Source organism: Fructobacillus apis (genome assembly GCF_023893635.1).
GTDB lineage: Bacteria > Bacillota > Bacilli > Lactobacillales > Lactobacillaceae > Fructobacillus > Fructobacillus apis.
In genome coordinates, this window is sequence record NZ_JAMWYK010000002.1 from 241325 (window position 1) to 261813 (window position 20489).

The 20489-nt window shown below is 48.6% G+C and carries 22 protein-coding genes, 1 other RNA gene and 1 other annotated feature; all 23 genes read right to left on the bottom strand.

Annotated elements, in window-relative coordinates; translation table 11 throughout:
- The 23 genes from NFX39_RS03070 to NFX39_RS03180 all read right to left on the bottom strand — a co-directional run bounded on the left by NFX39_RS03070 (nucleotide 1) and on the right by NFX39_RS03180 (nucleotide 20358).
- Nucleotides 1-963: a DNA polymerase III subunit delta gene (locus NFX39_RS03070; protein WP_252442870.1), complete on the bottom strand. Its 963-nt coding sequence runs from the start codon at nucleotides 961-963 to the stop codon at nucleotides 1-3.
- Nucleotides 963-1286: a cyclic-di-AMP receptor gene (locus tag NFX39_RS03075; RefSeq protein ID WP_252442872.1), complete on the bottom strand. Its 324-nt coding sequence runs from the start codon at nucleotides 1284-1286 to the stop codon at nucleotides 963-965. Before NFX39_RS03075 ends, NFX39_RS03070 begins: the two co-directional genes overlap by 1 nt.
- A gap of 4 nt (nucleotides 1287-1290) precedes the next feature.
- The gene (tmk, locus tag NFX39_RS03080; protein ID WP_252442874.1) at nucleotides 1291-1947 is read right to left on the bottom strand and encodes a dTMP kinase; all 657 of its coding nucleotides are present in this window, start codon (nucleotides 1945-1947) and stop codon (nucleotides 1291-1293) included.
- An 8-nt stretch (nucleotides 1948-1955) separates the two neighbouring features.
- Nucleotides 1956-2222 carry a DUF2508 family protein gene (locus tag NFX39_RS03085; RefSeq protein ID WP_252442876.1) on the bottom strand — a complete coding sequence of 89 codons (267 nt, stop codon included), beginning with the start codon at nucleotides 2220-2222 and terminating at the stop codon, nucleotides 1956-1958.
- Nucleotides 2219-2824: a recombination mediator RecR gene (gene recR, locus NFX39_RS03090; protein WP_252442878.1), complete on the bottom strand. Its 606-nt coding sequence runs from the start codon at nucleotides 2822-2824 to the stop codon at nucleotides 2219-2221. Before recR ends, NFX39_RS03085 begins: the two co-directional genes overlap by 4 nt.
- 9 nt (nucleotides 2825-2833) lie before the next feature.
- On the bottom strand, nucleotides 2834-4936 hold the full coding sequence (gene dnaX, locus NFX39_RS03095; protein ID WP_252442880.1) for a DNA polymerase III subunit gamma/tau: 2103 nt from the start codon (nucleotides 4934-4936) through the stop codon (nucleotides 2834-2836).
- A gap of 42 nt (nucleotides 4937-4978) precedes the next feature.
- An RNA gene (gene ffs, locus NFX39_RS03100) (signal recognition particle sRNA small type) lies at nucleotides 4979-5065 on the bottom strand.
- Nucleotides 5066-5168: 103 nt separating this feature from the next.
- On the bottom strand, nucleotides 5169-5717 hold the full coding sequence (gene tadA / locus NFX39_RS03105; RefSeq protein ID WP_252442883.1) for a tRNA adenosine(34) deaminase TadA: 549 nt from the start codon (nucleotides 5715-5717) through the stop codon (nucleotides 5169-5171).
- The gene (locus NFX39_RS03110; RefSeq protein ID WP_252442885.1) at nucleotides 5717-6349 is read right to left on the bottom strand and encodes a class I SAM-dependent methyltransferase; all 633 of its coding nucleotides are present in this window, start codon (nucleotides 6347-6349) and stop codon (nucleotides 5717-5719) included. Before NFX39_RS03110 ends, tadA begins: the two co-directional genes overlap by 1 nt.
- A gap of 75 nt (nucleotides 6350-6424) precedes the next feature.
- Nucleotides 6425-6793, bottom strand: coding sequence for a 50S ribosomal protein L7/L12 (rplL, locus tag NFX39_RS03115; RefSeq protein WP_252442887.1), 369 nt, complete (start codon nucleotides 6791-6793; stop codon nucleotides 6425-6427).
- Nucleotides 6794-6845: 52 nt separating this feature from the next.
- Nucleotides 6846-7367, bottom strand: coding sequence for a 50S ribosomal protein L10 (gene rplJ, locus NFX39_RS03120; RefSeq protein WP_252442889.1), 522 nt, complete (start codon nucleotides 7365-7367; stop codon nucleotides 6846-6848).
- A 24-nt stretch (nucleotides 7368-7391) separates the two neighbouring features.
- Nucleotides 7392-7509: a sequence feature (ribosomal protein L10 leader region), on the bottom strand.
- 36 nt (nucleotides 7510-7545) lie between these two features.
- The gene (gene rplA / locus NFX39_RS03125) at nucleotides 7546-8238 is read right to left on the bottom strand and encodes a 50S ribosomal protein L1 (RefSeq protein ID WP_252442891.1); all 693 of its coding nucleotides are present in this window, start codon (nucleotides 8236-8238) and stop codon (nucleotides 7546-7548) included.
- Entirely contained in the window at nucleotides 8238-8702 is a 465-nt protein-coding gene (rplK, locus tag NFX39_RS03130; RefSeq protein WP_252442893.1) for a 50S ribosomal protein L11, read from the bottom strand. Before rplK ends, rplA begins: the two co-directional genes overlap by 1 nt.
- A 209-nt stretch (nucleotides 8703-8911) precedes the next feature.
- Nucleotides 8912-9481 (bottom strand): transcription termination/antitermination protein NusG, encoded by a 570-nt coding sequence (gene nusG, locus NFX39_RS03135; RefSeq protein ID WP_252442895.1) that lies wholly within the window; start codon nucleotides 9479-9481, stop codon nucleotides 8912-8914.
- Between the two features lie 103 nt (nucleotides 9482-9584).
- A complete protein-coding gene (gene secE, locus NFX39_RS03140) occupies nucleotides 9585-9761 on the bottom strand; it encodes a preprotein translocase subunit SecE (protein WP_252442897.1) in 177 nt (58 codons plus the stop codon).
- A gap of 9 nt (nucleotides 9762-9770) precedes the next feature.
- Entirely contained in the window at nucleotides 9771-9920 is a 150-nt protein-coding gene (gene rpmG, locus NFX39_RS03145; protein ID WP_213808942.1) for a 50S ribosomal protein L33, read from the bottom strand.
- A gap of 50 nt (nucleotides 9921-9970) precedes the next feature.
- A complete protein-coding gene (locus NFX39_RS03150; protein WP_252442899.1) occupies nucleotides 9971-10531 on the bottom strand; it encodes a hypothetical protein in 561 nt (186 codons plus the stop codon).
- Between the two features lie 37 nt (nucleotides 10532-10568).
- Nucleotides 10569-11318 carry a 23S rRNA (guanosine(2251)-2'-O)-methyltransferase RlmB gene (gene rlmB, locus NFX39_RS03155; protein WP_252442901.1) on the bottom strand — a complete coding sequence of 250 codons (750 nt, stop codon included), beginning with the start codon at nucleotides 11316-11318 and terminating at the stop codon, nucleotides 10569-10571.
- Nucleotides 11302-11721, bottom strand: coding sequence for a Mini-ribonuclease 3 (locus tag NFX39_RS03160; RefSeq protein ID WP_252442903.1), 420 nt, complete (start codon nucleotides 11719-11721; stop codon nucleotides 11302-11304). Before NFX39_RS03160 ends, rlmB begins: the two co-directional genes overlap by 17 nt.
- A gap of 215 nt (nucleotides 11722-11936) precedes the next feature.
- A complete protein-coding gene (locus tag NFX39_RS03165; protein WP_252442905.1) occupies nucleotides 11937-12386 on the bottom strand; it encodes a hypothetical protein in 450 nt (149 codons plus the stop codon).
- Between the two features lie 120 nt (nucleotides 12387-12506).
- Nucleotides 12507-16166, bottom strand: coding sequence for a DNA-directed RNA polymerase subunit beta' (rpoC, locus tag NFX39_RS03170; RefSeq protein ID WP_252442907.1), 3660 nt, complete (start codon nucleotides 16164-16166; stop codon nucleotides 12507-12509).
- A gap of 22 nt (nucleotides 16167-16188) precedes the next feature.
- On the bottom strand, nucleotides 16189-19818 hold the full coding sequence (rpoB, locus tag NFX39_RS03175) for a DNA-directed RNA polymerase subunit beta (protein WP_252442909.1): 3630 nt from the start codon (nucleotides 19816-19818) through the stop codon (nucleotides 16189-16191).
- Nucleotides 19819-20175: 357 nt separating this feature from the next.
- Nucleotides 20176-20358: a hypothetical protein gene (locus tag NFX39_RS03180; protein ID WP_252442911.1), complete on the bottom strand. Its 183-nt coding sequence runs from the start codon at nucleotides 20356-20358 to the stop codon at nucleotides 20176-20178.
- Nucleotides 20359-20489: the final 131 nt, after the last annotated feature.

Here is a 20489-nt window from a genome sequence, read left to right on the forward strand (position 1 = left end):
TTATTTCAAAACAATGGCCATTTCTAAGGCAACTTTTTCAAGCTTGGACTGGAAGGAAACTTGGACCTTCTTCAACTGGTCGAAGACCAGCGTTTTCTCAAGCGCCGCTTGCAATTGTTCGGCGCTGTAGCGCTGGCCAATCTGCTTATAAAAGCCAGCGAGTTGTGGAAAGTATAGGGTCGCGTTAGTCCCGGACTTGTCCATGAAGGCATCGCGTGCCAATTGTTGAATCCAAAGCATCACTTCGTCTTCTTCGGCTTTTTCCTTCACCGCTGGAAGCAGGGTGCTTTGGATGTACCCCATCACGGAAACATCGCGAACCATGGCCTTTTCAAACCACTTGAAAACAAGCGGCTGTACGTCATCCTTGAAAGCGGAGAGTCCGGCTGCCGCTTTTGCTGCGACTTCGGGCGTTGGCGTGAGGTGTACGACCTGGGCACGTGAGACGATGGTTTGCAAGACGTCATCAACCCGGTCAGCAAGAAGAATAATCAGCTGCGGACCGGCCGGCTCTTCGATGAACTTCAGCAAGGAGTTCGCAGCAGCCGTCGTCAGGGTCTCGACGCGGTCAATGATAAAGACCTTCACGTCCCCTTCCAAGGCGGTTGTCGTCAGCTCGGGGACGATGGCACGAATCTGGGCAATTTTGATGGCCGCTCCCTTCTTTTCGGGAAGCACCGTCACCAAGTCCGGATGGTCAAACAACCCGATTCGTTTGGTCGTGTCCTCGTCTTCTCCGAGAACCATCGCAGCAAAACGGAGTGCGAGGGCGAGCTTTTCTTCCTCACCAGCCCCTGCTAACAGGTAGAGGTGGGAACGACGGTCTTCTTCAATCGCCTGCTTGAACTGCTCGACGTTTGTCGGATACGAAGCTTCTGCCAATTCCAAAAAATCGGCCAACTCAAAGGCGGCCGATTCTTCTTGTGCTTTCGCCTGTTTAGTGGTTTTCTTAGCGCCAGCCATTAGAACTGGTAGAAATCGTCGATGGTTTGCGTGAAGACCGTGGCCCCACCAACCTCAACTTCAACTGGGAAGGCAGCGGCGCGATCCCCTTCAACGCCCATTGGAGGTACCATGAACTGCTTACGCTTCTGTGATACTTCCTTGATGATGTCGAGCACTTCGTTCACGCGTTCGTCATCGATGGCGACCAAAAAGGTCGTGTTTCCGGAGCGCAAGAAGCCACCAGACGTCGTCAAACGAGTGGCTTGAATCTTGTTTTTAACCAAGGCGTTCGCCAACTTCGTGGCATCTTTGTCTTGAACAATCGCATTAATGAGTTTCATGTTTTTACCTCCAATTAGCAGTTAGAATTTCTTTTACTTGATTTAAGACGGCTTCCTTTGGCTGGTTCGCGTCGACTACCTTGATGCGGTCAGGGTTTTCCTTGGCCAGCTCGAGGTAGGTCTCACGGACTTTCTTGTGGAAGGACACCTTTTCGTTGTCCATCCGATCAATCTTGTCCGTGCGCGTCTTATGAATCCGGTCCAAGCCGATTTCAACGGGCAAATCCAAGTAAATGGTTAAGCCGGGAAGAATTTTCTCCCCTTCTTTTTCACCCGTGATGGCAAAGTCATTGACGGCCATGATGGCGTCTTTTCCAAGCCCGCGGCCTCCGCCCTGGTAGGCTAGAGAGGAATCTAAGTAACGGTCGGAAACGACAATCTTTCCGGCCTTCAGGGCGGGCATGATGGTGTGCACCACGTGCTCACGCCTTGAAGCAGCTAATAGAAAGACTTCCGTCCAAGGATCAATCGCCGTCTTTCGATCCTTCTTCAAGATGTCGCGGACTTCTTCGGCAAGCGGGTTGCCTGTTCCGCCCGGTTCGCGGGTCAACAGCACGTCTTTTTTCGTCAGCTCTTCCAAAAAGGGAATCGCCGCTTCAATGACGGTTGTCTTTCCTGCCCCTTCCGGGCCTTCAAATGAAATAAAGTTGCTTTGCTTCATGTCTTTTCTCACTTCTCTTCGGGATGGAACAACTTTGGCCCGTTGGCCGTCGTGCGACGACGTTTGGCCTCCTTATAGAGATAAGAAAAGCGTGCCTTTTTCAAGGCGGTTTGGGCTTGAACCATGTGGCCGTTCACCCGGGCATCCACCAGTGCGGTTTCCGAGTCCTGCGCCTGCAGGTAATCCATGCGGGCGTGGTCGACCTGTTCCAAAAGAATCTGGTCGTATTCGGCCTTTAAGTTGTTATGCTTTTTTTCTTTTTTCTTGAAAATCACAGTTCGTTTCGTCCTTCGATTGACTTAATTAACGTTAGTTGATCGGCATAATCGATGTCAGATCCCACCGCGAGGCCGGAGGCCAAGCGTGTGACTTTGATGTTTGCAGGCTTTACCAAACGGGCGATGTACATGGCGGTTGCCTCACCGTCCGTGTTGGCGTTTGTCCCAACAATCACTTCTTTAATTTCATCATCCTTTGATAAACGACGGATTAAAGCCGGTAAGTTAATGTCTTCCGGACCAGTTCCTGCGGATGGTGAAATCACACCGTTCAAAACATGGTACAAACCGTGGTATTCCTGGGTTTGTTCCATGGCCATGACGTCCTTTGGGTTTTGGAGAACCAAAACAACGGAACGGTCACGACTCTCGTCTTGACAGATAAAGCAGGGATTTTCGTCCTTACTGGTAATATTACCGCAAATCTCACAAAAAGTAATGGAATCCTTGGCATTTGAGAGTGCAGAAGAAAACTTCTTAACGTCTTCTTCGTCCATGGCCAAGGTGTAAAAGGCCAAACGTGAAGCCGTCTTTGCCCCAATCCCTGGCAATTTCGAGTATGAGTCGATTAATTTAGCAATCGGTTCTGGGTACTGCATGAATCTTCCCTAATCTGTTTCTTCTTTTACCTGGACAAGGTCTTCACCAAAGAGGTCCTTGGCTTCTTGAACGAGGTCTTTTTTATCTTCTGTTTGTGCGGCTTCTTCCGCAGCTGGCTTAGCCGCTTGTGCTTTCTTTGTGCTTGCTTCTGGCAACACCGCTGGGTTCAGGTCAGAAAGCGCGATTTTTACCGTGTTTCCCGCCTTCAAGGCCTTCACGTAGCCGGCACGGTCTTCCTTCCACTCGTCTTGGCTACGAAGCACCAAGCGTTGTGGCAGTTCCGCTTCTTCGAGCACCTGGGCCAATTCGGCTTGCAGGTCAGCGTTTTTCAACGCGTTGTCCTTCATTGCCGGGAAATCAAAGGCCAAGACCAAGGCGTCCAATGAGGCGGCCACTGGTTCGGCCGTCTGCAAGATCGCCTGTTCCTTCACGGCAAAGTCAGAGACGATGTCCGGCCATGCGGACTGCGCCTTGTTCAACTGATCGCGCTTTGCCTGTGACAAGACGGCTTGCACGGGTTCGTTACCCGTGTAAACGGTGAGCTTGTTGTCGGCGGGAGAAGCGGACGGTTGAGTAGTAGCAGTAGCTGCTGGGGCTGCGTCTTGAGCAGGTTCAGCAGCGGGTGCCGGTGCTTGCTCTGGTGCTTCCGGTTCTGGTGCGGGCGCTTCGTCGACAACCGGTTCTTCAGCGACTGGTTCAGGTGCGGGCGCATCTGGCGTTTCTTGTTCCTGAGCCGGCGTTTCTTGTTCCTGAGCCGGCGTTTCTGCCGCAGGTTCTTCAACCGGAGCCTTTTCAGCGACTGGTTCAGCAGGAGCTGCTGTCTTTGGTGCAGGAGCAGGATCTGGAGCTTGCGCTGCCGTTTCTGCTTGAGGCGCTTGCGCCGCTGGCGTTTTCGTCGTTTCAGGAGCAGCTGCCATTGGTTGGGCAGGTTCCTCAGCTGTTGGAGCAGACGTTTCCGCCGTTTGCTTTGGTGCAGCGGCCGGTGCAGGCTGCTTGGCAGTCTGGGCCGATGCCGTCTGCTGCGGCGCCGTAGGGGCCGCTTGTGCGGGTGTTTGCGCAACCGGAGCAGCTTGCGCCGTTCCCTGCGACAGCTGAACCGTCAAGATTTCCAAGTAGATGTCGGATTGCAAGGACTGTGCCAAGGCGGTCTTGACCTTGTCAATCGTCTGCAGCATCTCTTGAATCTTTGCCTGGCTCGTCGCCGCCAAGAAAGCCTTCAATTCAGCCTCCTTCGACTTCGCCTTCACCAAGTCCGGCGCCATGTCGACCAACATCACGTCACGCAGCGTCGCAATCAAGTCGGACAAGAAGCGGTTCGCGTCCTTACCCGAAAGCAAGATGGCAGACAATGATTCAAGCGCTTCGGCGGTCTTTCCGGCGAGCACTTGGTGCAAGTAGGAAAGCACCTGGTCGATGTCGACCGAACCAGTAACGGTCAGGGCGTTTTCGACCGTGACGAGGTCGGGGCCGAAGGCGATGACCTGGTCCATGATGGATAAGGCGTCACGCATTCCACCTTCAGCCGCAGTTGCAACCACGTCCAAGGCGGGTTCCTCGTAAGCCTGATCCTCTTGCTTCAAGATTTCTTCCAGGCGGTTTTTAATCGTTTGGTTTGAGAGACGCTTGAATTCAAAGCGCTGTGTACGAGACAAAATCGTTGCGGGCATCTTTTGAATCTCGGTCGTTGCAAGGATGAACTTCACCTGGGCTGGCGGTTCTTCCAAGGTCTTCAACAGGGCGTTGAAGGCACCGGTGGAGAGCATGTGCGCTTCATCGATGATGTAAATTTTGAAGGGCGCTTCAATGGGCGCGTAGTTGGCGGAATCCCGGATGGACCGGATTTCGTCAACCCCGTTGTTCGAGGCCGCATCGATTTCGATGATGTCGGGTTGGGCTGAGCCGGCTTGATCCGGTCCAATACCGTTTACTTCGCGGGCAAAGATTTTGGCAGCGGAGGTCTTACCCGTTCCACGTGGTCCAGCAAAGAGGTACGCGTGTCCCGTGGTCTTTTTGTCGATGGCGTTTTGCAAAGTCTTCGTGATGACTTCCTGTCCTACCATCTCTGAAAAAGTCTTTGGCCGGTAAACCCGGTACAATGCTTGATACGCCATCGTTTCTCCCTTACAAAAAAAGCCGCCCCAGGGCGGTTTTGCTATGTACACAAGCACAAGGTCAAGCAATCTTAGAGCTGCTACATCTCTGTCCTGACTCGGTTCGAAAGAAAACCCTTGCCTGCCCTTTTATTATATCGAAGTTTTGAACCCTAAGCAAACAAATGCAGGTAAATTTTCTCCTATAAAAACGAGCACCCAAACGGGTGCTCTCAAAACGTGAATCCAACGACTATACTCCGGACTCGTCCGCCGGCAAGTCCCCAGATTCAGCTGCCTTAGCCGCCTTCTTCTTTGCCTTCGCCTTCTGTCGAAGGCTCTTGAAGAAGTCCTTCAACAGCGATGCGGACTCGTCTTTCAAGACGCCGGGGAACACCTTAACCTGATGGTTTAACCGGTCGTCTTCAAAGACAGCGTACAGTGACGTTACCGCCCCAGCCTTCTTATCTTGGGCACCGAAATAAACCAAAGGAATCCGCGCGTTTAGGATGGCACCGGCACACATCAAGCAGGGCTCCAACGTCACAAAGAGTGCGGTTTCCTCCAAACGCCAGGTACCGAGCTTGGCATTCGCTTCTAAAATCGCATGCATCTCGGCGTGCGCATCCGTTTTTTGATCTTCCTCACGCCGGTTACCAGCAGACGCGATGACCTCGCCATCTTTGACGATGACGGCCCCGATCGGCACTTCGCCGCGGTCACCCGCTTTCTTAGCTTCTTCCAAAGCGAGTTCCATGAAGTGTTTGATATCTTTTCCAGGAACAATTGGAACAACAGCCATTAGTCTTGCTCCTTCTTAGGGTCCTTGGCCATCAAGATGAAGTAACCCTTCTTCTTTTCGATGATGGAAACGTCGTTAAAGACCGCTTCCAAGTTCTTTTGAGCAGATGGCGCGCCCTGCTTCTTTTGAAGAACGGCGATGATAGCGCCACCCTCGACCAAATGTTCCGTTGCGCCCTGCAACATGGCAGTGACGACCGGCTTTCCCGCACGAATCGGTGGATTAACCAGAATTAAGGCGTACTTATCCACAATGTTGTCGTAGATGGATGCCTGAAAAACGTTGGTGAGGCCTGAAACGCCGTTCCGGTCGCAGTTGACTTTGGCCAGGTCTAAGGCCCGATCGTTCACGTCGACCATGTCCACCTCGCGCTTCCAAGCCTTGGCGACGGCGTTACCGACGGGACCGTAGCCAGTACCTAGGTCAAGGACTTTCCCTGGGACAAATTCTTGTGTGTCGGCCGCATCCAACATCACGCGGGTTCCAAAATCGATGGTCTTCTTAGAGAAAACACCGGCATCCGTCTTGAAGTGGAGGTTGTTGCCGAGGAGTTCGAAGTCGAATTCCTGGTAGTCGTGGGCCGCTGATGGGTCAGCCGTAAAGTATTGTTGACCGGAAACTTTCTCTGTCATGGTCGATCCTTTCTTTCAATGAAACGTTTGATTTATGTACAAAAAAAGAGCACTGATGTGCTCTTTTAATATGAATTACTTCAAAGTAACTGAGGCACCAGTTTCTTCCAAAGCTTCCTTCATTGCGTTGGCATCAGCTTCGGCAACGCCTTCCTTGATAACTGAAGGTGCGTTGTCAACCAAGTCCTTAGCTTCCTTTAAACCAAGACCAGTTGCTTCACGAACTGCCTTGATAACCTTAACCTTTGCAGTACCTGCAGAAGTCAATTCAACGTCGAATTCTGACTTAGCTGCGCCACCTTCGGCACCAGCTGCACCAGCTGCGGCTACAGGAGCTGCTGCTGAAACGTCAAATTCTTCTTCAATAGCTGAAACCAAGTCAGCCAAGTCCAAAATCGTTGCATCCTTCAATGATGCGATAATCGCGTCTTTATCAAAAGCCATGATTAAATTCCTCCATTTTTAAATGTTTAGTAAGTAATAGTTGTACTTATTATTATTCGGCAGCTTCGGCAGTTTCGCCTTCAGCTTCCTTCTTTTCTTGCAATGCCTTAACAGCATATGCAAAGCTCCGGATAGGGAACTGGAACTCGGCCATCAATTGACCAAGCAAACCTTCACGTGAAGGCAAAGTAGCGTACTTGTTAAGGTCGTCAAGGGATACAACAGATCCATCAATAACACCACCCTTAACAACCAACTTTTCGTTGGCGTCAGCGTACTTCTTCAAAATGCGGGCTGGGGCAACAGCGTCGTCTTCTGAGAAGGCAACGGCCGTAGGACCAGCAAACAATTCGTTCAATTCTTCAAAGCCGGCTTCCTTGGTAGCGCGTACAAGAACCTTGTTCTTGATGACTTCCAAGACAACACCTTCTTGACGTAATTGGTGACGCAAATCAGTTGATTCCGCAACAGTCAAACCACGAGGGTTAACCACAACGGCTGAAGTTGAGTTCTTGAATTGATCAGCAACTTCTTGAACCTTTTGCGCCTTAAGTGCAATAGCTTGTTCACTCATGTGATATTCTCCTTCCTCAAGATTTTTTTGCAAAAGAAACCCGCCTGCCAAAAGACAGACGGGTAGTTAGTTGAATAACTTCCTCGGCAGGAGATTAAGGCGTAAACGCCACCTGAGTCTTAGGCAAAATTGATTTAATTTACTTGTTAAGTCTAACAGGTTAATTGACGGCTGTCAATTAAAGAGATGAGACATCCAAAGTAACAGCTGGTGACATCGTTGAGGCAACAGCTACGTTAGAAACATAAGTTCCCTTAACAGCAGCTGGACGAGCCTTCAAGATAACAGCAGCGATTGCCTTGATGTTTTCAGCCAACTTAGCGTCGTCGAATGATACGCGACCAACAGTAACAGCAACGTTTCCGTCACGGTCAGTACGGTACGTAACTTGACCACCCTTAGCATCTGAAACGGCCTTCTTAACGTCCATCGTAACCGTACCCGTCTTAGGGTTTGGCATCAATCCCTTAGGACCCAATGCACGTCCAACACGACCAACTTGGGCCATCATGTCAGGCGTTGCGATGGCAACGTCGAAGTCCAACCAACCGTCTTGGATCTTTTGAACCAAGTCAGCGGCACCAACGAAGTCAGCACCAGCGGCTTCAGCTTCCTTAGCCTTGTCTCCTTGAGCGAAGACAACAACCTTCTTCGTCTTACCAGAACCGTTTGGCAAAACCACGGCTCCACGAAGTTGTTGGTCAGCTTGACGCGTGTCGACGTTCAACTTGAAAGTCAATTCAACAGATGCGTCGAAGTTGGCGTATGAAACTTCCTTCAACAAGGAAACACCTTCAGTCAAGTTGTATGCCTTTTCGGCTTCAATCTTGGCTGCGGCTTCTAAATACTTTTTTCCGTGCTTAGTAGTCATTATTCTGCGTCCTCCTTGATTGCTGTTCCTTCAACAGTCAAGTCCACTCCGTTGACCGTAACACCCATTGAACGGGCAGTTCCTTCGATCATCTTCATGGCAGCTGTGACGTCGTTGGCGTTCAAATCGGCCATCTTGTTTTCCGCAATGGCACGGATTTGGTCAAGAGAAACGTCTCCAACCTTAGTACGGTTAGGTTCACCAGAACCCTTACCAACGATCTTACGCAATTGGTCGGCTGCTGGTGGCGTCTTCGTAACGAATTCGAATGAACGATCGTCGAAAACAGAAATTTCAACAGGGATAGTAGAACCAGCTTGGTCTGCAGTCCGTGCGTTAAATTCCTTAGTGAATTGGGCAATGTTAATACCCGCTTGACCCAAAGCAGGACCAACTGGTGGAGCTGGCGTTGCTTTGGCCGCTTCGATTTGAAGCTTTACAACATTGATAACTTTTTTAGCCACGATATTTTCCTCCTCGTGTTGTGGTATCGCGTAGCTTCAGTGCTACTTCCACGCATGTCTTTGACATGCCCTATTATCATAACAAAAAAAGCCCCTCTCGTAAAGGGACTCTTGTTTCAAAAGTCAGATTCGACCCTGATTCTAAAGCACTTCTTCTCGCGAAGGCTCAGTGCCAGTTCTCAGCGTAAATCATCATTTTGCTTTTTAAATTAGAGGTTCGTGTCAATGTCGTTAAAGCCAAGTTCCGTTGGCGTTTCACGTCCAAAGACTTCAACCGTTGCTTCAACTTCTTGCTTTTCTGGATCGATGGCGCGGATAACACCTTCCATACCGTTAAATGGTCCGGCAACAATCTTGATTGTTTGACCAACTTCAACGTCCAAGTCCACAACCTTTTCACCAGTCATGCCCATGCGCTTCATCAACAATTCCACTTCTTCAGGCAAGAGTGAGTTAGGCTTTGAACCGGCACCGTGGGAACCAAGGAAACCAGTAACACCTGGCGTGTTACGAACAACGTACCAAGCTTCGTCCGTCATGTTGCCATCTTGTGGCGTTGCCATTTCGACCAATACGTAACCAGGGAAGTCGTTTTCAATCGACGTCTTTACTTCACCGTCTTCAACGGTTGAAACTTCTTGTTCAGGAACCAAAACACGGAAGATTTGGTTGTTCATCCCCATCGTTTGTGTACGTGATTCCAAGTTTGTTTGAACCTTGTGTTCGTAACCTGAGTAAGTGTGCACAACAAACCATGCTTTTTCGATTGAATCTGACATATTGCCGCGGGATTAATCCCGCCCTCCTTTAGTTAAATTATTGGTAAATAAAAAAGAGTCGATTGACTCTTTTTTCGCTGTCTTAAGTATACTATAGGTCAGCTTAGTGTGCCAACATGAAATTAACACCCTGCTTCAAAATCCAGTCAAATGACCCAATCAACAAACCAAACATAACGGACATGGCAATCACCGCCACTGTTTCCTTCAATGTTTGATCCATTGAAAGCCAAGTAACCTTCTTCATTTCGGATGCGACATTTTTAAAATAAGTAATCATGTTAGAACCTCACTTTGTTTCCCGGTGGAAAGTATGCTTTCCGCAATGGGGACAAAACTTTTTTACGCCAAGACGATCTGTCCGTCCCTTTGAAAGGGTAACGGTGTAGTTTCTTGAACCACAAACGTCACAGGCTAATGATGCTTTTTGACTTGCCATATCTGACCTCACTATTGCCCATTATAGCAGGGAATTCCTGCCATCACAAGCTATCCCTCCTTCAGGGCTTTCAATACATTTTTCTTAAATCGATATAAGACTTGCGCCGTCGATCGCCTCTTCCCAAAGGATTCGTCTTTCCTACCGTCACGACCTAAGAGAAAGGTAACGATGTTACGGTAGTGCTTACCTTTCCCCTTTGTGACAGTCAACAACGCTTCTTTTAGTTCGTAAATTTTTTCAGGATTATAGGTATCCGTCTGAAAATGGGCGTCACGGTCAACGCCGGCATCAAAATCGACCATCTCCGCGTAGAAACGCCCTTTTTGGCTTACTAGCCCCCGCTTAATGTCCCGGGCCTTATTGAACAACGCCTGAGTGTAATAAGTCGTGAACTTCGCCCGGGTATCGGAAACGGAATAACAACGAACGCAATCCGCCAGCGTCAACAGCGCTTCCGACTTCCAGTCGTCAGCCCGGAATTGACCGGCCAGTTGTTCATCGTAGACCTTAAAAACCAATCCTTTGGTCTTTCCATGTAGCACGGTGTAGGCACAGTCGTGTCCCTTTTGCCCTGCAAGAACTGCTGCTAATAACTTCTCTCTCACCAAACACCCTCCCAATATCAGAGGGTGCAGAGACCCTCTTTTACTTCGGGTGTCTCTTGCTAAAGCCTTGGTAGATCAAAAGTGACGCAGCAACGGAGGCGTTCAAAGATTGAACGTGCCCAATCATCGGAATCGTCAACATGGCGTCCACCTGCTTTTTCAAAAGTGGTGAAATGCCCTTTCCTTCGTTTCCGATAACTAAGGCCGTGGCCCCGGATGCATCCCAGGTGCGGTAGTCTTGGCCGTCCATGTCAGTTCCAAAGACCCAGAGTCCGCGGTCCTTCAATGCCTTCACGGTCTGAACCAAGTTTGTCACACGACAAACTGGCACGTGTTCAATGGCCCCGGTTGAGGCCTTCGCCACCGTTCCCGTCAACTGTACGGAACGGCGCTTTGGAATGATAATTCCGTGCACCCCGGCCGCATCAGCCGTTCGCATGATGGAACCCAAGTTGTGTGGGTCTTCAATTTCGTCCAAGATGAGGAAGAAGGGCTCTTCGCCCGCTTCCTTCGCCTTATCAAAAAGGTCGTCCAAATCGGCATAGTCGTATGCCGCAACGGACAAAACCAATCCCTGATGGTTTCCACGGTCGGCGAGTTCATCCAGCTTTCCCTTTGGTCCCTGTGTCACCACAAGCCCGCGGTCTTTTGCCAACTTCGTTGCTTCTTGTGCAACGCGCGGGTTCAATCCTGTCTGCAACCAAAGCTTGTTCAAACTCTGGTCACCCTTTAAGGCTTCGATAACGGCGTGGTGACCGTAAATAAAGGCTTGCTCACTTTGTTTTGGCATCGTCTGTTCTCCCTTGTTCAACCTGGTCGTAAATCCAATCCATCATTTCGTCTAACCGTTCCATTTGGCCGGAGAGGTACAAGTACCCTACCATCGCCTCCACACCAGTGGAAATTCGATAAGCCACCACGTTGGTGTTTTTCGCCTTGGTATAAGACTTCGCGTTGCGACCGCGTTTGAAGTAGTGCATTTCTTCTTCCGTTAAGTAGTCGTCTTCACGCATGATATCAAACAAAGCGGCGTGCGCTTTGGCGGATACATAGTGACGGGACTTCTTTTGGAGATCGTTCACCTTCGTCAAACCAGTTTGAACCAAGTGGGTGCGAACTTTGATTTCATAGATGGCGTCGCCAATGTAAGCAAGAGACAACCCATTCATTTGTTCGTAGTCGAGTTTTTCCATGTGTGTTTTCCAATGGAACGTGTCTTCTCGTACACGTTCAGTCTATATTCCATATCGTGGTAAAGCATGCGCATTGGTCAGATAGGGTCGCTTTTTGTCCTAACTGACCGCTAATAAACAAAAGTTTTTATTTTGCTCTATTGTTTCGCCCCTGCTTTATTGAAAAAAGAACCCGGCCTCTGGATTAAGAAGACAGTGCCGGGACTTTATTTTATTTACTTTGCTTTCTTTGCAGCCTTCATGGCTTGGAACCAGCGCCAGGTCCACATCACAACAAAGCCTAAGACAATCGTTGCCATTAAGTGGACGGCAATTGCACTTTGGTTTTGTGGTGGCCAGACAAGCAGGCTCAAAATCAAGAGGACAAAGGATGTCATCAACGCTTGCAACCACTGATTCCAAGTCGTGACTTGGTAGTCGTTGTGCGGGATGGCTTGTGGAAAGAGGCGGTACTGAATTTGTTCTCCTGCCGGTGAAAAAGCAGCAGTGTAGTAGATGGCCAAGGCGTAAATAAACCAGTTGGCATCGTATTGAGAATTACCAGCTTTTACACGCCAAATCAACAGTCCAAGCACGATGAGGGCTGGCACGATGGCGATGGCGTAAAGTTGTTTTTTGGACAACTTCTTCACCCATTCCATCCAGTTAATCTTCACTTCTTGCATAGAAGCCTCCTTGAAATACTACTTATAGTTTACTCCATTTTGGGTCTTCTCACAATAAAAAAGCCAGGCGCGACTGCTTACTTAAAAGCGTGGGTCGCACCTGACTTTTTCAGTTAAATCTTAGTCTTCGTGGTCCATCTTTTGGGCAACGTCGTCTAAGGTTGGCATTTCGTCTGTTGATTCTTCTGGCTTTGCAACCACTTCACCAACAACTTCTGGCTTAATCTTGCGGTATTCCGTCATACCCGTTCCGGCTGGGATAATCTTACCAATGATAACATTTTCCTTAAGTCCGACAAGTGGGTCGTTCTTTCCGCGGATAGCGGCATCCGTCAAGACACGAGTCGTTTCCTGGAAGGAAGCGGCTGACAAGAAGGAGTTCGTTTCCAAAGCGGCCTTCGTAATTCCAAGCAAGACAGGACGAGCCGTCGCTGGAACCTTACCAGCAAACAAAGCTGGTTCGTTAGCACGTTGGAAGTCAGCGATATCAAGAAGCGTTCCTGGAAGAAGGTCAGTCTGACCTGGATCCATGACGCGCACCTTACGAAGCATCTGACGAATCATAACTTCGATGTGCTTGTCGGAAACTTCGATACCCTGCAAACGGTAAACCTTTTGGATTTCTGACAACATGTAAGATTCAGTCGTCAACGTATCCGTAACGGCAAGCAATTCCTTAGGATCGATTGGTCCTTCGTTGATTGCTTCACCACGCTTGATGAAGTCACCTTCACCGAAGCGCATGCGGGCAGTCAAAGGCAACGTGTACGTACGAGTATCCGTTTCACCTTCAATCGTTACGTCCTTCGTGCGTTCGGCTGGGTTTTCTTCGATAGCAGTAATCTTACCCGTCACTTCTGACAGTTCGGCACGTCCCTTAGGGATACGTGCTTCAACGATTTCTTGCACACGAGGCAAACCTTGCGTGATATCGTTTCCACCGGCAACTCCACCCGTGTGGAAGTTACGCATGGTCAACTGAGTACCAGGTTCACCGATTGACTGAGCGGCAACAGTACCAACTGCTTCACCAACTTCAACTTCTTCACCAGTAGCCAAGTTACGACCGTAGTCGAGAACAGACACACCGTGTTCAGTAGTAGAAGTGAAGACAGAACGAATCGTTACTTCTTCGATACCAGCAGCAACAATCTTCTTAGCTGCTACTTCGTCAATCATTTCGTTACGAGGAACAATCTTTTCACCAGTTTCTGGGTCAAAGACTGACTTCATCGCGTAACGACCGAGGATACGGTCGTACAATGGTTCAACGATTGAGTTACCGTCCGTAATCGCACGAACAGCAACACCACGATCAGAACCGTTGTCGTATTCACGAACAATAACGTCCTGAGCCACGTCGACCAAACGACGAGTCAAGTAACCAGAGTTGGCCGTCTTCAAGGCCGTATCGGACATTCCCTTACGGGCACCGTGGGTAGAAATAAACATTTCCATCACAGTCAATCCATCACGGAAGTTAGACGTAACTGGCAATTCGATGATCTTACCACCAGGTCCGGCCATCAATCCACGCATTCCGGCAAGCTGAACGAAGTTCGAGATGTTACCACGGGCTCCAGAATCCTGCATCATGTAGATTGGGTTCTTCAAATCAAAAGTCGTAACCAATTCGTCTTGGATGACATCCTTAGCCTTTGACCAGATTTCGATAACACGTTGGTAACGTTCCGCATCCGTGATCAAACCACGACGGAATTGCTTCGTAACCGTTGCAACTTCCTTGTGGGCGTTTTCAAGGATTTCTGGCTTGTCTTCAAGTTCCGTAACGTCGGTCATGGCAACAGTCAAACCAGACTTGGTTGAGATGTCGTAACCGATGTCCTTCATACGGTCCAAGAGAAGTGACGTTTCCGTCACCTTGTACTGCTTGTAAACAGCAGCGATGATATCTGACAAGAAGCCCTTCTTAAATGACTTGATCACGTCTTGATCAGCCAAGAAGTCCTTGATGTCTTGACCAGGTTCCATGAAGAAACGGTCGTCGATACCATTGAAGTTTTCTTCTGATGGTTCGTTGATGTATGGGAAGTCGACTGGCAAGATTTCGTTGAAGAAAAGCTTTCCAACTGACGTAACCATAATCTTTGAACGTTGGTCATCAGTAAATGGCTTTGCAGCCGGGAATGAAGAAGTTTGAATTCCAACACGCGTGTGGAAGTGAACCAACTTGTTTTCGTAAGCCAAACGGGCTTCGTCAACAGAGGAGAAGATCATACCTTCACCTTCGCGGCCTGCTTCTTCAGTGGTCAAGTAGTAGTTACCAATAACCATATCCTGAGAAGGAGCAACGATTGGCTTACCATCCTTAGGTGCCAAGATGTGCCCGGCGGCCAACATCAACAAACGTGCTTCAGCTTGCGCTTCATCAGACAAAGGCACGTGAATGGCCATCTGATCACCATCGAAGTCGGCGTTGTACGCTTCACAAATCAATGGGTGCAAACGCATGGCCTTACCAGAAACCAAGACTGGTTCGAAGGCCTGAATTCCAAGACGGTGCAAGGTAGGTGCTCGGTTCAAAAGAACTGGGTGTTCCTTGATTACGTCTTCCAATACGTCCATGACGTCTTCGTCGGCCTTGTCGATCTTACGCTTAGCTGACTTAACGTTGCCAGCCAAACCACGGGCCGTCAATTCCTTCATGATGAATGGACGGAACAATTCGATTGCCATTGGACGTGGCAATCCCATTTGGTTCATCTTCAAGAATGGACCAACATCGATAACGGAACGACCAGAGTAGTCGACACGCTTACCAAGCAAGTTTTGACGGAAACGTCCTTGCTTACCCTTCAACATGTGTGAAAGGGACTTCAATGGACGGTTACCAGGACCGGCAACAGGACGTCCACGACGACCGTTATCCATCAAAGCATCGACGGCTTCTTGAAGCATACGCTTTTCGTTTTGAACGATGATACCAGGGGCGTGCAAGTCGAACAAACGCTTCAAACGGTTGTTACGGTTAATTACACGACGGTACAAGTCGTTCAAATCGGAAGTGGCAAAACGGCCACCTTCCAATTGAACCATCGGACGCAAGTCAGGTGGGATAACAGGAATAACATCCATGACCATCCATTCTGGCTTGTTGTCTGATTGCAAGAAGGCCTCAATGATGTCCAAACGGCGAACCGCACGAACACGCTTTTGACCAGTTGCTTCTTGCAATTCTGCCTTCAAGGCAGCGGCTTCACCAGCAAGGTCAACGCTCGCAAGCAAGTCCTTGATTGCTTCCGCTCCCATGCCGGCCTTAAAGTTCGCACCGTATTCCTTCTTCAAATCGCGGTATTCGCGTTCTGTCAAAAGGCGCTTCTTTTCAACGGGTGCATCACCTGGATCAGTTACAACGTATGAAGCGAAGTAAATGATTTCTTCAAGTGAACGTGGTGACATGTCCAAGACCAATCCCATACGTGAAGGGATTCCCTTGAAGTACCAGATGTGGGTAGTTGGCGCAGCCAACTCAATGTGACCCATTCGTTCGCGACGAACCTTTGCTGAAGTTACTTCAACTCCACAGCGGTCACAGACGATTCCCTTGTAACGGATTCGCTTGTACTTTCCACAGGCACATTCGTAATCCTTGGTAGGACCAAAGATACGTTCATCAAACAAACCGTCTTTTTCCGGCTTGAGCGTTCGATAGTTAATCGTTTCAGGCTTCTTAACCTCACCATGAGACCAGTCATGGATTTGATCAGGAGAAGCAAGACCGATTTGCATAGATTCGAACTTGTTAACATCGATTGCCATCTATTCGGTCACCTTTCTTTAATTATTGTTCTTCATCGCTAAAGGTGCTTTGTTCTTGTGGGGCTTGTGGGCCATCAACCTTATCAAAGGCAACCTTAACTTCTTCATCCTCACGGTTCAACAAGTCAGGGTTAGTCCGAGCCAACTTTTCCAAAGCGTCAACAGGCAAGACGGAATCGTCTTCGTCCATTTGCTTCAATTGAACGGCTTCACCTTCTTGGTTCAAGACACGCATGTCCAAACCGAGGGCTTGCAATTCCTTAACAAGAACACGGAATGATTCAGGAACACCCGGCTTAGGAATAGCATCACCCTTGATGATTGATTCGTAAACCTTAACACGACCAGCAACGTCATCAGACTTGTAAGTCAAGATTTCTTGCAACGTGTAAGCGGCACCGTAAGCTTCCAAAGCCCAAACTTCCATTTCTCCGAAACGCTGTCCACCGAACTGAGCTTTTCCACCCAATGGTTGTTGCGTAACAAGTGAGTAAGGACCGATTGAACGGGCGTGAATCTTGTCGTCGACCATGTGGGCCAACTTCATGTAGTGCATAACACCAACGGCAACACGCTTGTCAAAGGCTTCTCCAGTACGTCCGTCGTAAACAACAGACTTACCGTCGGCTGGCAAACCAGCTTCAGCCAATGCTTCTTCGATTTCGTCATCGGAAGCACCGTCAAAGACAGGGGAAGCAACGTGGATACCCAACTTCTTAGCTGCGTAACCCAAGTGCAATTCCAAAACCTGTCCGATGTTCATACGAGATGGCACACCCATGGGTGACAAGAGAATGTCAATTGGCGTTCCATCTGGCATGTATGGCATGTCTTCTTCGGGAACAACGACTGAAACAGTACCCTTGTTTCCGTGACGACCGGCCATCTTGTCACCAACTTGGATCTTACGCTTTTGAGCGATGTAAACACGAACCATTTGGTTAACACCAGGTGACAATTCGTCACCGTTTTCTGGCGTGTAGATGCGTACAGACTGTACGACTCCACCACCACCGTGTGGCACCTTCAATGAAGTATCGCGAACTTCGCGAGCCTTTTCACCGAAGATGGCGTGCAAAAGTCGTTCTTCGGCTGAAAGGTCCGTAACACCCTTAGGCGTTACCTTACCAACCAAGATGTCGCCATCCTTAACTTCGGCACCAACACGGATAATTCCGTTTTCATCCAAATCACGGAGTTGTTCTTCTCCAGTGTTAGGGATTTCGCGGGTAATTTCTTCAGGGCCAAGCTTTGTATCACGGGCCTCTGAATCGTATTCTTCGATGTGAATTGACGTGTAGACGTCTTCACGTACCAAACGTTCGTTCAAGATGATGGCATCTTCGAAGTTGTATCCTTGCCAAGTCATGAAGGCAATTAATGGGTTTTGTCCCAAGGCCAATTCACCGAGTTCCATTGAAGGTCCGTCGGCCAATACTTGGTCTTCTTCGATTTGCTCACCAACCTTAACGATTGGCTTTTGGTTGTAGTTCTTACCACCGTTTGAACGACGGAACTTCATCAATTCGTAGGTATCCAACTGTCCATCTTCACGACGGATACGGATTTCCTTCGCATCAACGTATTCCACTTCACCGGCAGCCGTTGAAATCAAAGCGGCACCAGAATCGTGGGCTGCCTTGTATTCAACACCAGTACCAACGATAGGCGCGTGTGGATCCAACAAAGGAACCGCCTGACGCTGCATGTTGGCACCCATCAAAGCACGGTTGGAGTCATCGTTTTCCAAGAAAGGAATAACAGAAGTTCCAACAGAAACAACTTGCTTTGGCGAAACGTCGACGTAGTCAATCTTTTCAACTGGCGTTTCGATGTTTTCTTCACCGTAACGAGCCATGGCTGAAGCGTGAACGAATGAACCGTCATCCTTCAATTCCGTGTTGGCCTGCGCAACAATGTAGTTATCTTCTTCGTCGGCCGTCAAGTAATCGATCTTTTCGGTAACCTTGTGCGTACCCCAGTCAACACGACGGTATGGTGTTTCGATGAAACCATACTTGTTGATGCGACCGTAAGTGGCCAAGGAGTTGATCAAACCGATGTTAGGACCTTCGGGCGTTTCGATTGGGTCAATACGGCCGTAGTGGGTGTAGTGAACGTCTCGAACTTCAACACCGGCACGGTCACGTGTCAATCCACCAGGTCCAAGGGCTGACAAACGACGCTTGTGGTTCATTTCCCCAAGTGGGTTTGTCTGATCCATGAACTGTGAAAGCTGTGATGAACCGAAGAATTCCTTAAGTGATGCAACAACCGGACGGATGTTGATCAATTGTTGTGGCGTAACCGTTGCAGCGTCTTGGATGGACATGCGTTCGCGAACAACACGTTCCATACGAGTCAAACCAATACGGAATTGGTTTTGCAACAATTCACCAACAGAACGGATACGACGGTTACCCAAGTGGTCGATGTCATCGACTGAACCAACACCTTCTTGCAAGTTCATGAAGTAGTTCATTCCTGCAATGATGTCGGCTGGGCGAACGTTGTGTTCTGCTTCAGGCAAGTGACCGTTACCGATTACAAGCAACGTCTTGTCTGGGTTTTCAGGTGATTCAATCTTAATCTTTTGCAAGATAACTGGATCTTGCAAGACGGCGTCACCAGATGGTGTGTAAGTAACCGTCTTAAAGTCAGGGTTGTCCAAGAATGGCGCCAACTTAGCCATCACAGCCTTGTCTACAACCGTTCCCTTTTCGGCGATGATTTCACCAGAATCTGGGTCAGCCAACGTTTCGGCCAACGTCTGGTTCAACAAACGCGTCTTCAAAGACAACTTCTTGTTGATCTTGTAGCGACCAACAGGAGCCAAGTCGTAACGCTTTGGATCGAAGAAACGAGCAACCAAAAGCGCACGTGATGAGTCAGCCGTCTTAGGTTCACCCGGACGCAAGCGTTCGTAGATGTCCTTCAATGATTCTTCAACACGGGAGTCGGACATGTTCTTGTGAACGTCCTTTTCCAAAGTCATGTTCAAGGCATCGTATTGGTCTGAGAAGATGTCGATGATGTCTGAGTCAGAACCGAACCCGAGGGCACGAACCAATTCAGTCATCAACAACTTACGCGTACGGTCGATACGAACGTTTGCGATGCCCTTGGCATCCGTTTCGTATTCCAACCAAGCACCACGGTTAGGAATAACCGTAGCACCGAAGTGTGGACGACCATTCTTGTCAGCTTCTTGGTTGTAGTAAATACCAGGAGAACGCACAAGTTGTGAAACGATAACACGTTCCGCACCGTTAACAATGAACGTACCTTCTTTGGTCATCAATGGGAATTCACCGAAGAAGACGTCTTGTGACTTAATTTCTCCAGTTTCCTTGTTGGTCAAACGCAAAGTTACGTGCAAAGGTGCTGAGTAGTTTGCATCGTGTTCACGAGCTTCATCGATTGTGTACTTTGGTTCCATCAACTGGTAGTCGACGTATTCCAAAGACAAGTTACCGTTGAAGTCTTCAATTGGCATGATGTCGTTAAACATCTCCTTGATTCCTTCATCCAGGAACCACTGGTAAGAAGCCGTTTGTACCTCAATCAAGTTCGGAATGTCTAGCACTTCTTTGATGCTAGCATACGAACGGCGGGTACGGTGTTTACCATATTTTACTAAATGTCCTGCCACACTTATCACCTCATCTAAAATTCCACTGTTTCAATGAAAATAAACATTACAATTTCATGAAAAATTACCAAAAAAGCCCCATTTTTTGTCCGTTAAGGCACAAAAAAAGCAAGTCTCGCGACTTAAAAAACCGCGGACCTTGCCTGCTATGAGGGCTTTGATGGACAATAGATCACCAAACGCCATATTTATTTACAGTGTTACTGTTTAAAATTATACGGGAATTTAACAAAATTGCAAGGGATAACCTTGACAAAGTTCCGCTGAGAGGGTAAGAGGTACAGACCATTTCAAAAAGTATTGTTTTTGTAAATAAAAAAGTCCCAGCCGACCCGGCTGGGACTCCTCAATTCGAGGCTAGTCTTTCTTTGACTTCTTGTTGAAGACCAGTGACGATACCGTCATCAAACCAAAGAAGATAACTGTTTCAATCAAGTCTTTGACGAGTTCCCCCTGCCCAAAGGCAAAGTGGATAACCAAGAAGAACACAACGGACCCCACCAAGTTTGGTAGAAGTTGCGCTTTCATTCGTTCTTTCATGATGATTCTCCCCTCTCCTGTATGTCCAGTATTTTACGGGATTTGTTGGCCATTTTCTATAGTGTATAATAAGAAATAATACAACCAGCACATCGCTGGCTTTTTTCTTTTATCAAGTCGTGATTATTTAA